19 protein-coding genes are annotated in these 15,436 nt (G+C 39.2%); 7 read left to right on the forward strand and 12 right to left on the reverse strand.

All coding sequences use genetic code 11. From position 1 onward, the window contains the following. Positions 1-81 precede the first annotated feature (81 nt). Positions 82-225 carry a hypothetical protein gene (locus EW028_RS25190; RefSeq protein ID WP_167334368.1) on the forward strand — a complete coding sequence of 48 codons (144 nt, stop codon included), beginning with the start codon at positions 82-84 and terminating at the stop codon, positions 223-225. 5 nt (positions 226-230) lie between these two features. Here the strand turns inward: EW028_RS25190 and EW028_RS06455 are convergent, their stop codons facing one another. The 4 genes from EW028_RS06455 to EW028_RS06470 form a co-directional block, all read right to left on the reverse strand. After that, a complete protein-coding gene (locus EW028_RS06455; RefSeq protein WP_131520294.1) occupies positions 231-785 on the reverse strand; it encodes a hypothetical protein in 555 nt (184 codons plus the stop codon). A 69-nt stretch (positions 786-854) separates the two neighbouring features. Then, positions 855-1,358 (reverse strand): NUDIX hydrolase, encoded by a 504-nt coding sequence (locus tag EW028_RS06460; RefSeq protein ID WP_131520295.1) that lies wholly within the window; start codon positions 1,356-1,358, stop codon positions 855-857. A gap of 8 nt (positions 1,359-1,366) precedes the next feature. Next, the gene (locus EW028_RS06465; RefSeq protein WP_131520296.1) at positions 1,367-1,741 is read right to left on the reverse strand and encodes a hypothetical protein; all 375 of its coding nucleotides are present in this window, start codon (positions 1,739-1,741) and stop codon (positions 1,367-1,369) included. A 105-nt stretch (positions 1,742-1,846) separates the two neighbouring features. After that, entirely contained in the window at positions 1,847-2,299 is a 453-nt protein-coding gene (locus EW028_RS06470; protein ID WP_131520297.1) for a hypothetical protein, read from the reverse strand. Positions 2,300-2,560: 261 nt separating this feature from the next. On the opposite strand from EW028_RS06470, the gene EW028_RS25560 reads away from it, so the two are divergent. Next, entirely contained in the window at positions 2,561-2,773 is a 213-nt protein-coding gene (locus tag EW028_RS25560) for a GNAT family N-acetyltransferase (protein ID WP_227744878.1), read from the forward strand. Positions 2,774-3,168: 395 nt separating this feature from the next. Continuing rightward, complete coding sequence (locus EW028_RS06480) at positions 3,169-4,212, forward strand: beta-propeller fold lactonase family protein (RefSeq protein ID WP_483869242.1); 1,044 nt, start codon at positions 3,169-3,171, stop codon at positions 4,210-4,212. A 107-nt stretch (positions 4,213-4,319) separates the two neighbouring features. On the opposite strand, the gene deoD is transcribed toward EW028_RS06480, so the two are convergent. Both deoD and EW028_RS06490 read right to left on the reverse strand, forming a co-directional pair. Continuing rightward, the gene (gene deoD / locus EW028_RS06485) at positions 4,320-5,027 is read right to left on the reverse strand and encodes a purine-nucleoside phosphorylase (RefSeq protein ID WP_048395686.1); all 708 of its coding nucleotides are present in this window, start codon (positions 5,025-5,027) and stop codon (positions 4,320-4,322) included. 111 nt (positions 5,028-5,138) lie between these two features. Continuing rightward, entirely contained in the window at positions 5,139-5,357 is a 219-nt protein-coding gene (locus EW028_RS06490) for a YozE family protein (protein ID WP_048395688.1), read from the reverse strand. A 248-nt stretch (positions 5,358-5,605) separates the two neighbouring features. Between EW028_RS06490 and EW028_RS06495 the strand changes: the two genes are divergently transcribed. Continuing rightward, positions 5,606-7,447, forward strand: coding sequence for a methyl-accepting chemotaxis protein (locus EW028_RS06495; protein ID WP_131520298.1), 1,842 nt, complete (start codon positions 5,606-5,608; stop codon positions 7,445-7,447). A gap of 334 nt (positions 7,448-7,781) precedes the next feature. Here EW028_RS06495 and msrB read toward each other — a convergent pair whose 3' ends face one another. The 5 genes from msrB to EW028_RS06520 all read right to left on the reverse strand — a co-directional run bounded on the left by msrB (position 7,782) and on the right by EW028_RS06520 (position 11,508). After that, positions 7,782-8,210: a peptide-methionine (R)-S-oxide reductase MsrB gene (gene msrB / locus EW028_RS06500; protein ID WP_048395692.1), complete on the reverse strand. Its 429-nt coding sequence runs from the start codon at positions 8,208-8,210 to the stop codon at positions 7,782-7,784. Continuing rightward, positions 8,203-8,736, reverse strand: coding sequence for a peptide-methionine (S)-S-oxide reductase MsrA (gene msrA / locus EW028_RS06505; protein WP_004230216.1), 534 nt, complete (start codon positions 8,734-8,736; stop codon positions 8,203-8,205). Before msrA ends, msrB begins: the two co-directional genes overlap by 8 nt. A 12-nt stretch (positions 8,737-8,748) precedes the next feature. Continuing rightward, a complete protein-coding gene (locus tag EW028_RS06510; RefSeq protein WP_048395694.1) occupies positions 8,749-9,330 on the reverse strand; it encodes a YpmS family protein in 582 nt (193 codons plus the stop codon). Positions 9,331-9,334: 4 nt separating this feature from the next. Next, the gene (locus EW028_RS06515) at positions 9,335-10,264 is read right to left on the reverse strand and encodes a GDSL-type esterase/lipase family protein (RefSeq protein WP_227744879.1); all 930 of its coding nucleotides are present in this window, start codon (positions 10,262-10,264) and stop codon (positions 9,335-9,337) included. Positions 10,265-10,665: 401 nt separating this feature from the next. Then, on the reverse strand, positions 10,666-11,508 hold the full coding sequence (locus EW028_RS06520) for a DegV family protein (protein WP_131520299.1): 843 nt from the start codon (positions 11,506-11,508) through the stop codon (positions 10,666-10,668). 275 nt (positions 11,509-11,783) lie between these two features. On the opposite strand from EW028_RS06520, the gene trhA reads away from it, so the two are divergent. After that, positions 11,784-12,419 (forward strand): PAQR family membrane homeostasis protein TrhA, encoded by a 636-nt coding sequence (gene trhA, locus EW028_RS06525; protein ID WP_131520300.1) that lies wholly within the window; start codon positions 11,784-11,786, stop codon positions 12,417-12,419. Positions 12,420-12,462: 43 nt separating this feature from the next. Here trhA and EW028_RS06530 read toward each other — a convergent pair whose 3' ends face one another. Then, positions 12,463-12,939 carry a dihydrofolate reductase gene (locus EW028_RS06530; protein ID WP_131520301.1) on the reverse strand — a complete coding sequence of 159 codons (477 nt, stop codon included), beginning with the start codon at positions 12,937-12,939 and terminating at the stop codon, positions 12,463-12,465. A 160-nt stretch (positions 12,940-13,099) separates the two neighbouring features. Between EW028_RS06530 and EW028_RS06535 the strand changes: the two genes are divergently transcribed. Both EW028_RS06535 and EW028_RS06540 read left to right on the forward strand, forming a co-directional pair. Further along, a complete protein-coding gene (locus EW028_RS06535) occupies positions 13,100-14,017 on the forward strand; it encodes an alpha/beta hydrolase (RefSeq protein WP_131520302.1) in 918 nt (305 codons plus the stop codon). A gap of 62 nt (positions 14,018-14,079) precedes the next feature. After that, positions 14,080-15,276, forward strand: a complete 1,197-nt coding sequence (locus tag EW028_RS06540; RefSeq protein ID WP_131520303.1) for a class I SAM-dependent rRNA methyltransferase — start codon at positions 14,080-14,082, stop codon at positions 15,274-15,276. Positions 15,277-15,436 lie beyond the last annotated feature (160 nt).

Raw genomic sequence — 15,436 nt, forward strand, 5'->3', positions numbered from 1 at the left:
CAAGCACCTCCACCTAACTAATTCTTCGAACATTTAGAAATTCCTGTTACAATCATTGTATAAATAGAAAGTAGGTGCAAGATGGAATTATTAGTTATCATTCTTATTTTTGTGGGGATTTTTGCTATATATGATTCGATTAGACGAGTTAACAATACTATTTTGGAGCAAACGGAGGAACTAAAGAAATTACGAGAAGAGCTGAAAGGTAAGAATAAAAATTAGAGGGGCTAATACTTTTGCTTTGGATAATCAATTGAATTAGCAATATCAATCAAGACTTCAGCCGTTACTTGATCTGCCACATCTCGATCAATACTAAAGACATATTGCCAATTGTCTCTTTCAAATACAAGTAAATGAAAACCAATTCGTGGATTTTCAATATAGGCTGCCTCACTGCCATTTTTCAACTTAAATACATCTGTTTTATATTTTTCAAATGACATTTTATGCTGAACTGGTCGAACCTTGATTTTGAAATGATTTTGTGGCAATTGATCACTGATCATTACCACCTCCAGCTGATCATTCATTTCTCCGTCTAAATCACTAAACCTTCCAAAGTGATGCGTAAAGCTGATTGGCGGTACTCGTAGGGGTAGCTTCAGCTCTTTATTATAGTGGTATTCGAACTCTTTTACGGCTATTTCAACTGTTTTATAGCCGATTTCAGGAAGAAATTCTTCAAGAGGTTGTGGCGCATCACTGTCCTTTGCAGAAACCAAATTAAAAGGTGAAACATACGTAAATAAAGCTAGTCCAATAAGAATACGCTTGTTCATTTTACCGCTCCTCTAACCTATTTAGGTATAGGTTAACCTACAGAATCAGAATTATGCTGACACATAACACTAACATGGCGTAGTCTTATCGTTAAAAATGGACGTAAAGTAGCGAAGTGTCGGTACTACGTTATTGGCGTGAAGCATCTTTTCAAGCTCTAGCTTTGTGACCCATTGAACTACTGTCACTTCCTTCTCCTGAAGTTTGGTGTCACTAATTTCAAAGCTTTGCTCAAATAACCAAACGTCATAAAAATCATTGAAACAATCACGTCGTTCACTCTTTACTAATTGTCCATTGGTCCTCAATAATGATATCCCTATTTCCTCTTCCACCTCACGAATAGCCCCGTCCAAACTGCTTTCACCCGTTACTATAGAGCCTCCTGGACATTCCCATAAATGAGGATAATGTTTATTGGGATGTCTTTTTGTTAAAAGGAATTCTCCCCTGTTATTGTGAATCCATACGTGCACAACGATATGGTAATCTTCAGCTGCTAATGCTGTCCCACGTACATGACGCTTATTTGTTTTTTGGCGATTTTTATCATAGAGATCCCAGACTTCCATAGAGCACTTCATTTCTGAATTTGAACAAGCACATACTGCTTCGTCCACATTTCCGTTGTCACAATAGAACGTTCCCCATTTTTTTCGAAAAATAATCCACTCCCCTCTTTTTCAAGAAATGCCCATCCTTCATTAGCCATCATTTGCTGAATGTCCTCGTCCACCTTCTGTATGCCCCTAGCAGAAATGGCTGCGAGGTACCAAGTTGCCTTCTTATCATTGGAGAGCGCCACTAAATCAAAGGGGGATGCATTTAATTTTTGTATGGCTTCCTTTGGTGTAAGGGAATCGATTGGCAAAGGAGGGTATAATAATTTATTGCTATCAATAAAGACCCCACTTACTACGAAAAGAGCTGCTATGAGTATACCTATTTTTTTCAAAGCTCACCATCCTCCTTGTCTGGTTAAGAATCGGCTGCTGCAATTTATCTGTAAAAGAGAGCTTCTATTTTGAAGCGGTCATACGTTTATTTTTTTCATTGCTATTCAAGCTTTTAATAATGAAGAAAAGTTATAGAAAGCATTTAAAACATCTTCTCCTAAAGGATCAGCAAATACATGATTTTCCAATGGGAAGATGCCTTCATTCTCTAATTGCTCCAAATATTTCTTGAAGCCTTGATCTATAGCCTCCATATACCCCTTAAGAGAAAATTGATAATTAAATATTCTTTCGATAGGATAATGACTTTTATGTTCAATTAATATGTATTCACCATCGCTGGAAAAAATATAGTAATCATAGTTTCCGTGACAATCTATTTTTACCTCATTTGTATTACCTAGATAAAAACTGGTGAGCGTGGAGAAAAATTGCGGGATGGCTATAAAGGCTAAACCAGATCTTAAACTAAAAAGTTGCTCTTCATTTGACACATCAAATTGAATATCTCCACCCTCTAAATTAATTTTAATCGTACACATATACTTACTTTCCAAAAATATACCCCCTCTCTAAACCTATACATTTCATATTTTACCTTATTAAGTAAATAAACTGTAGAAGATGTTATCATTCTGTTTATAAAGATTTAATAGGAGGTGATAAATTTGATCATTAGAAAGGCAACTATAAAGATGCGAAAGGTATTAGAAAAGTACCTGTTGATAATTGATGAACAAGCTATAAGCATATTGTGCTAGCAAAATATTAAAATAAATTATCCTACGAACAATGGACACAACAAATTGCCGACAAAAATGAAGTATGTACTAGTAGCTGAAAATGAATTAGGCGACATTATTGGCTTCACATCTGCAAGTAAAAGAGACTCAAACCCTTCCCCATTCCAATTATGTAGAAACGCTCTATCTTTTAGAAAACTATCACAAAAAGGGATAGGAAAACAATTGCTGAAGGAAATCCAAAAGAACTACCAAACTAAATTTGTCGAAGTCTTAGTTATAGAATAAAACACGTTATTTTTATGAACATTATGGGGCGAAGCTTAGAAATTACAATTGGTGGGAAAGTGTTAAAAGAGTCGGTGTACGAATGAAAAGATATCGAAGAAGCTATTGGAAAGCTAATGTAATAAAATTGATTTTTATCGTCAAATCAGGAAAATGTTTTCGAAGATTCCTTATAACGAAGATCATATTCAATTTCAATGAATCTTATATCATTTTTAATCAAGCTAAACATCTTCATTGCTCCCATGCTTTTAAGTTTCTTCATACTGCATAAACCGTACTCAGAAGTTTAGAACTGTTCCAATAACAAGTAAAAATGGTAAAAGGGAATGGCTAGGTAAACGTACAACAAGCCTAGCTCTTTACGCATAAAGTAGCCATATATGACTGAAAGGATGTCCTGTGTGGGGAAAGAACATAAATATTTTCAAAAATTCAAGTTTACGTCAAATCCAAATTGTCATTGTCGCTGTTGTTGTCCTTGTTGTCGTTGTAAATGTAAGCCGCCATTTTTACCCATACCACCAAGTTGTCATTATCTCGTCTATGTGACAGATGCTGGGCAGCTCGCAACACCTGATAATAGAGTTTCTGTGATCGATACCGCAACAAACACAATCGTCGCTACCATTCCAGTAGGATCTGCTCCGCTAGAAGTAGCGATTACACCTAATGGCGCTTTCGGCTATGTTCCAGCGCTCTTCTCGGATAATGTAACGGTTTTTAGTACTGCCACAAACTTGCCAATCGCTACCATTCCTGTAGGCATTGACCCCCTTGGTGTCGCCATTTCACCAAATGGAACACTTGCTTATGTATCCAATCACGGATCGAACACTATATCGGTCATTAATACAGCCACCAATACCGTAACAGCCACTATTCCAGTAGGGCTGCAACCTCAAGGTATTGCCTTTACGCCAAACAGTGCGTTTGCTTATGTTGCCAACGAGAATTCCAATTCAGTATCTGTTATCAATACTGCAACCAATACGGTGATTGCTACAATCCCTGTGGGAATTCGTCCTAGATCCATTGTTTTGACTCCAAGCGGGCAATTTGCTTATGTGACAAATGAAAATAGCAATTCCGTATCGGTTATTAATACCACTACCAATACAGTAGTGGCTACCATTCCTGTTGGTACAGGACCTGTAGGAACAGCGATTACCCCTGATGGAACGCTTGTTTACATTGTGAATAAAGGCAATAATACCGTATCTGTCATCAATACAGCCACCAATACGGTGATTGCAACTATTCCTGTAGGTGCATCTCCAGACCAAGTAACCATCTTGCCAGATGGTACTTTTGCCTATGTAACAAATCAAGTAGACAATACGGTGTCTGTCATCGACATAGCAACAAACATGGTAATTGCCACAATCCCAGGATTTAACGGGCCGACTGGTATCAAAACTGGAACAATCTGTCAATAATTACCCCTAAAAAAAGCAACCGACTACTTCCACCCCATCTTAGAAAATGGGCTGTTTTTTGTCGGTTGCCTGCATTCTTTATAAAGTTAATTATGGCTAAAGTTAGCTTAGTCTTGAATCGCTGCGTCTAAAGCGACCACGATCATGTCATTGAATGTTGTTTGACGTTCTTCAGCTGTCGTTACTTCACCAGTGATGATATGGTCACTTACTGTTAGAACAGCAAGTGCTTTACGGCCAAATTTTGCCGCTAATGTGTAAAGAGCTGCTGATTCCATTTCTACCGCTAGTACGCCGTATTGCGCTAATTTTTCATTTTGGTGCTCATCTGAGTAGAATAAATCCGCTGTGAAGATATTCCCTACTTGTAAGTTAAGACCTGCATCTTTACCTGCATTGTATGCTTTTAATAAAAGATCAAAGTCAGCGATTGGTGCGAAATCGATAGCACCGCCCCAGATGATTTGGTTCATACGTGTATCAGATGTTGCTCCTTGTGCTAAAATCACGTCACGTACTTTTACATCTTTTTGAATTGCACCACAAGTACCTACACGGATTAATTTTTGAACATCATATTCTTGCATTAATTCTGTTGCGTAGATTGAAATAGATGGCACACCCATACCAGTTCCTTGTACAGAAATACGTTTCCCTTTATACGTACCAGTGTATCCGAACATATTACGTACTTCGTTGTAGCAAATTACATCTTCTAAAAATGTTTCCGCAATGTATTTTGCACGTAATGGATCTCCTGGAAGTAAAATTGTGTCAGCGATTTCACCTTTTTTTGCATTAATATGAATACTCATACTGCAATCCCTCTTTTCTGTCAGTTATCACTATAAATAATACTGTGTTTCTGTCATTTACGCAATGCTAGACGTCTAGCAACTACAAAATTATTTATAGTTTTCGTACAATTATGCTTGTTCCTCATAAAGTGTCCACAAAGTATCAAAGGTCTGGATTGTTAGGTTTTCCGTTGCATAGGTTTCTATATAGTCGGACAACTCATTAAAGTCTGTGCTCTGCTTTGGAAAATTATGCTCATGAAACACTTCCTCTGCAAAGCGTACTTTAGGGTCAGACCAATCGCCACCTCGATAGGTTAGGACATATAAATAAAAACTTTTCTTCATCGAACAAATTCCCCTTTTTATGCATTGGCTTTTCGCTAGTGTATCAAAAAAAATAGCATTCGTCATAAATTCCACTACTACTATATTTTACCCACTTATGATTTTAGAACTATTTTCATGGTCGATCCTGACTTTTGTCATAGTTATTTTATCTGAAAAATTTTAATTTTTAGAAATAAAGATAGAAAAATCTAGTAAAATAAGATAAAATTGAAATCGATTATTTAAAAAATAGGAAGGTGATGGCGATGAAAAAGACTAAAAAAACCCATGGTACAGCGAAAAAACGCCCGTCTCTCTTTACTTTTAGCTTTTTTAAGAAGAGGAAAGCTTCTACACAAGGGGAAACTGGGAAAAATCCCCCTCCTATTAAAGAAAAACGACAACGTTTTTACCATTTAATTCGGGGTAAAGTGCTTATTATGTTTGCACTTCTTATTGTAATTAACGGTATTATGGGTATATTGTCCTATGTCAATATACAAAACTTGCAACACCAAATGGAAGATTTCACAAAGAAAAATGTGCAGGAGCAACTAACGGTGAATCAACTTGCCTATGAGATTGCTAGACTGACCAATTTAGAACAATCATATTTAATTACGGGTAACGGCATTTATTCTACTTCTTATCATTTAAAAATAGATACCATTAATAAAAAGCTAGCCGCTTTGAAAGATCAATTTCAAGATCGCCAAGTGGAACTCGGTCATATGCAGGCAATCGAGCAATATTATAAAAATTACCTTGATTATTCAGATAAAGTCATGACAATGCGTGATGAGCTTGGCCTTGAGCAGGCTCGTAAACTGATGATGGGTGCTACTGGGGAAACAATGAAAACACATATCGACCAAAACATTGAGACCATTAATACTGTCATGGACGATTCCAATAAAACAAAATTAGACAAGCTTAACCAGCAGGTAAATATTTCTATCACTACATTCTTTCTCGTTTCAATCGTTGGCTTTTTAGCAATTGTAATTTTTGGCTTTATGCTATTTAAATCATTAAAACGTAATACACAGGCGATTAATGACTCTATCCTTGATATTGCGCAAGCAGGAGGCGATTTGACAAGACGTGTAAATGTGCATAATCGTGATGAATTTTCGATTATTGCAGCCTCCACGAATACGTTAATTGAGTCAATTTCTAACTTAATTCGACGCGTAAGTGAGTTAGCGGATCATGTATCAAGCAGCAGTCAGGAGCTAATGTCATTAGCAGATGAAAATGCGCGTACAATTCAGGATATTGCGGATGCGACAGCAGATATTGCGAGTGATAGTGACAATACGATTTCCAGTATGAATAGTGCGCAGCAAAAAATGAGCGACTTAGAGCATTCCATGCATCAATTAAATGAACAAGCGAGTGCTGTCCATCGTGCCTCTATCGCCATGCAGCAAGCAGCCGATGAAGGTAGCCGCTCTGTAGAACAATCATCACTCGTCATGCAATCGATTGAAGAAACAATGGCTTCTACAACATCTACGGTAGAGGCGTTAGGTCGTAAATCTGCGGATATTACGTCCATTATTGGTACAATCACGGCCATTTCTGAGCAAACGAATCTCCTCGCTTTAAATGCGGCGATTGAAGCGGCAAGGGCTGGTGAGCATGGACGAGGCTTTGCTGTTGTAGCCGATGAAGTTCGCAAACTAGCAGAGCAATCCCAAAGTGCAGCGAAAGAGGTGACATCGATTGTCACATCTATCCAAGATGAGGTCACATCCATCATTGCTCAAAATCACGAGGGTGTGACAACGGTCATCCGAGGCGTTGAAGTAACAAACGAAACAAATCAATCCTTAGCCAACATTTTATCGCATACCGAAGAAACAACGTCAATCATCGCGGCCATGGTAGATAAAATTGCGACAACACTTGAAAATAGTAATGCGGTGGCAAGTGACTTCATTCATGTCAATGCCTACGCAGAACAATCCGCGGCCAATACCGTGACATCTGCGGCAGCAGCCACACAAGGCTCCGCCTCCATGCAGGAAATCAACGCCGCAGCCACTGAGCTTGCCCAACAAGCAGATAGCCTACGTAACCTCGTAAGCGAGTTTAAAGTTTAAGCGAACTGAAAGAGAGGGGGAACCAATTTTTTATTGGTTCTCCCTTGACTTTGCGGGGCTATCTACTAATTTGGGGTTATCCTTCACTTTGAGCATGCTATCCGCTACTTTTTAAGTTTTATCCTCCACTTTTAGATTTCTATCCAATTATTTGAGGGCTATCCCCCTAATTTGCTGGGCTATCCCTCACTTTCAGCAATCTATCCGCTACTTTTTCAGGCTTATCCGCCACTTTTTCTGTTCTATCCTCCACTTTCAGATTTCTATCCTTCTAATCTGCTGTTTCTCCTGACCATAAAAAAACCTAGCAAGGAGCTACCTTGCTAGGTTTTTACTATTTAAATAGTGCTAGGTATTCGCCATAGCCTTCTTTTTCTAAATCTTCTTTTGCGATAAATCGAAGCGCTGCTGAGTTTATGCAGTAGCGTAAGCCACCTTGCTCACTTGGGCCGTCTGGGAAGACATGACCTAGATGCGAATCCGCTTCTTTGCTGCGTACCTCCACACGACGCATACCGTGAGATGTATCGAAATGCTCGGTTACCTGTTCTTTTTCAATCGGCTTTGTGAAGGCTGGCCAGCCACAGCCTGAGTTGTATTTATCGAGTGAGCTGAATAAAGGCTTGCCAGACACAATGTCTACGTAGATGCCTTCTGCAAAATGGTCATCAAACTCATTACGGAATGGTGGCTCTGTGCCATTTTCCTGTGTGACATAGTATTGCATCTCTGTTAGTTCTTTTAAACGTTGTTCCTTATTCATGTTTGTTCCCCCAGTGTTGCTCCTGAAACGCTCTTCGACCTGATCCAATCGAATAGCGCTCATAGTGCATTGGATTTTTCTTATAATACTGTTGATGATAATCCTCAGCCGGATAAAACGTAGTGGCTGGTAAAATTTTTACCATAATTGGTTTATCAAACTTGCCAGACGCTTGTAAATCCGACTTTGAACGTTCAGCTAGCTCACGTTGTTCTTCGTTATGATAAAAAATGGCCGTTGTGTAGGATTCTCCACGGTCGTAAAATTGACCACCTGCATCTGTTGGGTCAATTAAAGTCCAATAAATCGCAAGTAGCTGCTCGTAGCTATATAACTCATCATCAAATGTGATTTGTACAGCTTCCACATGCCCTGTTGTTTCCGAGCAAACCTGTTCATAGGTAGGATTTACAACATGTCCACCTGTATAGCCTGAGATTACGGAATCAATCCCAGGTGTTTCGTCAAAGGGCTTGACCATACACCAAAAACAGCCTCCCGCAAATGTTGCATATTGCTTTGCCATTCACTTCACTCCTTATTCACCAGGAACAATAATTTCCAATAAGATTTTATCCTTTGGTAAGTCCAACTCTTTAGCACGTACACGTGAACCAGAGGCAATGTTAATGCGCGATAAATCAATATATATTTCTGCTTTATTCGGATTCACGGTAATCCATGAGGGAAATTCCACCGAATCGCGCATGATTTTCATTGTCGTTTCTGGTGGAATGTTTAATAACCCTACATTCATGCCTGTCTGTTTTAAAATAATATTCCCCTTGTCATCCACAATAGGATCAAAATTCATGGAAATGGGGATTTCCGTATAGAATACTGTCAGTGTGCTACGTAGTTGAATATCATCCCCAATTGTGAAATCAAGTGGTAAAGGTGAGCCTTTCGCTGCATCCTTTAGGTATTTTTTTGAGATCGATTCTAATTCCTTTGTTGTGGTTTGCACCACGAGTACATTTCCTTTGCTTTCACTTTCACCTGCTGAACTCTTCGCAACATGGACGCCATCCACTGGTCTAGTTGCTAAAAAAACGACGAGGAGGATTGCAAAAAGCACTGTGCCCGCTAAGGCGAAAAACGCGACTTTCCATTTATTCATTTTGTCACTCCTCGAAGCCTATTGCCTTGTTAATCTTTTTTTCCATACCACACTGCTCCATTGCTGCTAGTATACGCTCTGTCATTTTTTCATACCCCTTTGCATTCGGGTGGAAAAAGTCTGTATGATAGACGAGCTCTTCATTTGAATCAAACAAATCTTCTACTGATACGTAACAAGCATTGGAATCCTTGCTGGCTACTTCCTCTATCACATTATTCCATTCTGTGATAATCGTATCAAATTCATTCGCCTCATTGGTTACAATCGAAAATGGATTGTAAAAACCAATGAGTAATAAGGGCACTGTCGGATTTTTAGCACGAATGCCTTCTACGATTTTGCTGTAACGTTCCTTGTATGCCAGTAATTCCTTATCAAAAGCATCACGTTTCAGGTTAAATAAATCCTGCCTGACGACCTTCATGACATCATTGCCACCCATTGTTAAGGAAATTAGCTGTGCTTCTTGCAGCTCCTCATCATAATGCCCTTTTTTCACTAATTTTAGTAGCTGATCGCTGCGTCTGCCACGTTTGCCCCGATTATCAACCTCTACATCCGAAATCGAAGGCCATGCGAGCAATGAATCTGCTAATCTTCCAACATAACCGTCTTGACTATACTCATCACCGACACCATCTGTCAACGAATCTCCCAGTGCCAAGTAATGTAGTTGCTTTGCTTGTTCTTCATCAATTTGCGATAAATCCTCTGCTGATGGCTCAAAAAAATGTTCAAAAATTTGCGTCAACATATTCTTAGATGTTTTTTCCTCATCTTCTGTTTGTTGCTCATCCTGCGGTATATCTTGCTCCGTTCCTGCTTGCTCACCTTCAGGTTCTGCTTGCGGATTCGGTTCATCGATTGATATTGCACAACCACTTAGTACAAAGACGGTCAAACATGACAACATAAATCGCCAAATGTCCATTTGACCACCTTCCATCCCTTTCTATTACTTCTATTATAGAATAGTTCATGCCGCCATGAAAAGTGACTTCCCCTTAGTTCTCCATAATTTTGTGTGCTTGCCAAATTTCCTCAGGTGTATGTATGGAAAAATGTGTGTTTATACAGTGTGCCTTTATGCAGAAGGGATGATAATTAGTAGGATGTCTGATTTATTTTTGGTGGCAACGTGATCACTGTTTGATTGAAGCTACTGTTCAACACGATTACTATTTAATTGAAGCCGCTCACGCTCATAGTTAGTGGAAAACTGATCACAGCTAAACAAAAACTGCTCATCTTTGAATAATCCGCTCATCCTGCTAGGAGTTCCACGCATAATAAAAAAGCCACTACATTTACTTATGTAGTAGCTCCTTCCTGTTATTCTGCAAAATAAATAAAACCAATTGCTCCTGGACCTGTATGTGTCGAGATGATTGGAGATGTAAAGGCAATTTCAACATCGTTAAAGCCAGTTTCTTCGATCAGCGCTTTTAATGGGTTGCCCATCGTTACTAGGCCATCTGCATGGGAAATGCCGACTGCCTTAACTGTTTTTCCAGCTGTATCTGCTTGGAATTGTTTAAATAAAAAATTGACTACTTGTTTATGACTACGTACCTTTGACACAGGATTGTATACGCCACCTTCAAGGTTGGCAATGACTTTGATGTTTAGGAGGGAACCGATAAAGCCTGTGCCTTTACCAATTCGACCGCCTTTGATTAAGTTTTCGAGCGTGTCTACAATAACGTATAAATGTGTATTGTCTCGTACCTTTTCTAAACGTGTCACGATGTCCTCCACAGTGGCGCCTTCATCTCGCATGCGGATGGCCTCTCGTAGTTGGATAGCTAAACCAATCGCGATAAAGCGTGAGTCAATGACTGTCACATCGGCATCTGTCATTTGAGCTGCTTGACGAGCTGATTCTACTGTGCCACTCATACCACCAGTCATATGGATGGAGATAATTTGATCGCCATCTTTACCGAGCTCATCATATAATTCCTTAAATTTACCTGGTGCTGGTTGTGAACTTTTCGGTAAATTTTTTGCATTTTTCATTAAGCCTAAAAAAGATGGTGGCTCTAAGTCCACTCCATCTGTATATGTTTGACCATCAATTTGAATCGTTAAAGGCACGATATGTATGCCATGTTGTGCTACTTCTTCTTTTGTTAAATCACAAGTTGAGTCCGTTACTATATGAATTCGTCTCACTTCGACACATCCTTTTACTTCATTAAAATTTATTATATAGACTAATGAATCATTATGTAAACATGACATTTGTCATTAGGCAAAGCTCTGTCCTAGCTAGCATGTAAACGCTACCTTGGATACTATAGCGTTTTCACCTACCTCTTGTCTATCAATGCCCCTCAAAGAATATGACAGGCTTATGACATTTTTGATATGAACTATATGACAAATGTAAATGTTCATCTATAAATTATTGGGGTATAGTAAATGTACGAACGAAAGGAGTGTTTCAAATGGTTGATTCATTTGACTATAAATCATGGAGGGAAGAGCTGTGGAATGCCATAACACACGGTATTGGTTTCATTGCTAGTATTCCAGCACTGGTTGTTCTACTGTTAGCAGCCGTACAAACAGGAAATGCCCTACATATTACAACCTTCAGCATTTTCGGTGCGTCTGTCATCATTCTGTTTTTAATGTCTACATTACTACACAGTATGCCAGAAAAATATAAACACTTTTTCGCTATTTTGGACCATTCGTCCATTTATATTTTAATTGCCGGCACCTATACGCCGTTTTTATTAATTGCCGTTGGTGGTGCCCTTGGATTGACGCTACTATGTATTATTTGGTCATTGGCTGTGCTTGGTGTATTGTTTAAATGTTTCTTTATTAATCGCTTTGAAGTACTTTCATTAATTTTTTATATTGGCATGGGCTGGTTAATTATATTTGCCATTAAGCCCGTTTATCTGTATTTAGGTTTACATGGCTTTGCTTTACTGCTAGCAGGTGGGCTATTCTATACGATTGGAGCCATCTTTTATGCATGGCGCTCTCTGCCCTTTAACCATGCAATCTGGCATCTCTTTGTGCTAGCTGGCTGTGCCTCCATGTATGCGTGTGTTTATTTTTATCTATAATAAAAGCAATCGCTCATTGTGAAGGGAGCGATTGCTTTTTCGTTTATTTACGTTCAAAAATTTGATATTGGAATGTATAACCTTCTGGTGCTGTTTCAGGCTCCTCTGAAGAGACTTGAACAAAATCTTGCTCATAGCTCGGGAAATAGGTGTCACCCTGAAAGGCATGATTAATTTTTGTGATATACAAGCGATCAGCCATCTCCATCACTAAACGGAAAATTTGCTCGCCGCCAATAATCATCACCTCAGGTACATCTCCAGCTAGCGCTAAAGCACCTTCCAAGCTAGTGACAATTTCAATGCCTTCTGCCTGATAGTTCTCGTCTCGTGTAATGACGATGTTGCGTCGCCCTGGAAGTGGTCGACCGATGGATTCAAATGTTTTACGTCCCATAATCATAGGCTTGCCCATTGTTTTTTGTTTAAAATACTGCAGATCCCCAGGTAAATGCCAAGGCATCCCATTGTTATATCCGATGACGTAATTGTCATCATGTGCCACAATTAAAGAAATCATACTGTCCCTCCAAATACTTTCGTCCCTTTTATTATAAACATAATGCGCTTGTTTCACCTATTTTTAAATAAATAAACATTTGTTACACCTAAATCCTAGTAAAATTATATGAATAGTTTATAATAGGAATAACAAACCTCTCAATAAAGGAATGATGAAGATGATAACTTTAAGAAAAGAAGCTGTTCAATATCTAGAAGCTCAGCGTACTGGTACACCTTATTACAAAGTTTCACCTCAGGAAGCGAGAGCCATGCGGACGGTTACACAATGGCAATCTGCACACAAACCGAAGCTAGCATCCATTGAGGATCACAAAATTACAGTGCGAGATGGCGAACAAATTACAGTTCGGCTTTATACGCCCGTTCTCGGTAAAACATTACCTGTTATTGTTTATTATCATGGTGGAGGCTGGGTCTATGGCAATCTAGAATCTGTCGATGCAGGCTGCCAGTTATTAGCAGACCAGGCACAGGCGATTGTGGTATCAGTGGATTACCGCTTAGCACCTGAATATCCTTTCCCAACACCCTTACATGATGCCTATGATAGCTTAGTATGGGTGCACGATCATATGGAATCCTTAGGTGGCGATGCAAGTCGATTATCAGTTGCTGGGGACAGTGCTGGCGGAAATTTGGCTACTGTAGTTGCATACTTAGCTACTGCACTCGAGGGACCATCGTTACACGCTCAAACACTCATCTATCCTGTCACAAATGTCGATTTTTCAACAGTATCTTATCTGGCATATGGTGAAGATTACGGCTTAGATACACAAGCCATGCAGTGGTTCTCTCATCACTATACAGAGGAAGCAAACTTCACAAATCCACTTGTGTCCCCACTTCAGCTAGAGGAAGTCCGTAACATGCCGAAAACATTCATTATAGCTGCAGAGGCAGATGTTCTCTTTGATGAGGGTCTAAGCTATGCACAAAAGTTAAAGGCTGCTGGTGTGGTAGTGGAACATATTACAATGCCAGGTTTAATCCATAGTTATTTCAGTAAAATGAATTATTTTGAAGAAGCAACGATTGCAACCGTGACAAAAATTGCGCAATTCCTGAAATAAGTTTGGCTATCCCGCGCAAACAGTGCGATAATAGAGCAAAACGTTTTTTAAAGGATGACACTATGACACAAACAATAGCTCTACAAGTACAACAGCCCTTTTCTGATCAATTAAAAAAAGGCTTCCCACTTATTTCAAAAGATGCGGTTGATGCACGACGTTTACCTGCTGAGCAAGGAACACTCCTCAGACTCATGGATCATCATAACCGTTTTATTGGAACAGGTTACTACGGCATCCAAAACAAAGGGATTGGCTGGGTGCTAACGACCGATGCGAATGAAACAATTGATAAAGCTTTTTTTATAAAAAAATTCAAAAAAGCCATCGACAATCGTGCTGCATTTTTTAGCAATGAAAACACAACAGCCTTTCGTGTGTTTAATGGTGAAGGAGATGGCATCGGCGGTCTTACGATTGATTTTTTTAACAGCTACTACATGGTAAGCTGGTATAGTGAGGGCATTTACTCATTTAAAGAAGTGGTGTATGAGGCGCTTGCTGAGACAGTAGACTACCAAGCGATTTATGAGAAAAAACGCTTTGATAGTAAAGGACAATATATCGAGCAAGATGATTTTGTAATGGGCACGCCAGGAGAATTTCCTATCATGGTGAAGGAAAATGGTATGACCTATGCGGTGCATTTAAACGATGGCGCCATGACAGGGATTTTCCTCGATCAACGTGAGGTACGATTGGCTATTCGAGAGCGTTATGCCAACAACACAGACATGCTGAATACATTTTCCTATACAGGAGCATTTTCTGTGGCAGCCGCTCTAGGAGGAGCCATCAAGACAACGAGTGTAGATGTGGCAAAGCGTAGTCTAGCCAAAACGATTGAGCAATTTAGTGTCAATCATATTGATTATGAGGCACAGGATATAAAAGTCATGGATGTCTTCCATTATTTTAAATATGCACAACGCCATGCTTTACAGTTTGACCTTGTCGTATTAGACCCACCTAGCTTTGCACGTACGAAGCAAATGACCTTTTCAACGGCAAAGGACTACCCTAAATTACTAAAGGACACGATTGCCATTACCGCTAAAAACGGCATCATTGTGGCTTCCACAAATAATGCCAGCTTTGGCATGAAAAAGTTCAAAGGCTTTATTGACCAAGCCTTTAAAGAGACTCGTACACGCTATAAAATTGTCGAGGAATACGGTTTACCGAAGGATTTCCGTGTACCACGTGAATACCCTGAATTTAATTATCTGAAGGTCGTGTTCATCCAGAAAATCGACTAACCAATCGAGAATCACACCAAGGTGTGATTCTTTTTATGTAAGGAAAAGTTGATTCTACCTAAGGAGGTTCGGTACCTCTACAATAAAGGTTCCAAAAGATTGAAACGTTATAAACAATCAAACAGAGCCCTTCTATTAAAAGTAGCCTAAGAAGATGTTC

This window comes from Lysinibacillus sp. OL1 (assembly GCF_004332175.1).
Classification (GTDB): domain Bacteria; phylum Bacillota; class Bacilli; order Bacillales_A; family Planococcaceae; genus Lysinibacillus; species Lysinibacillus capsici.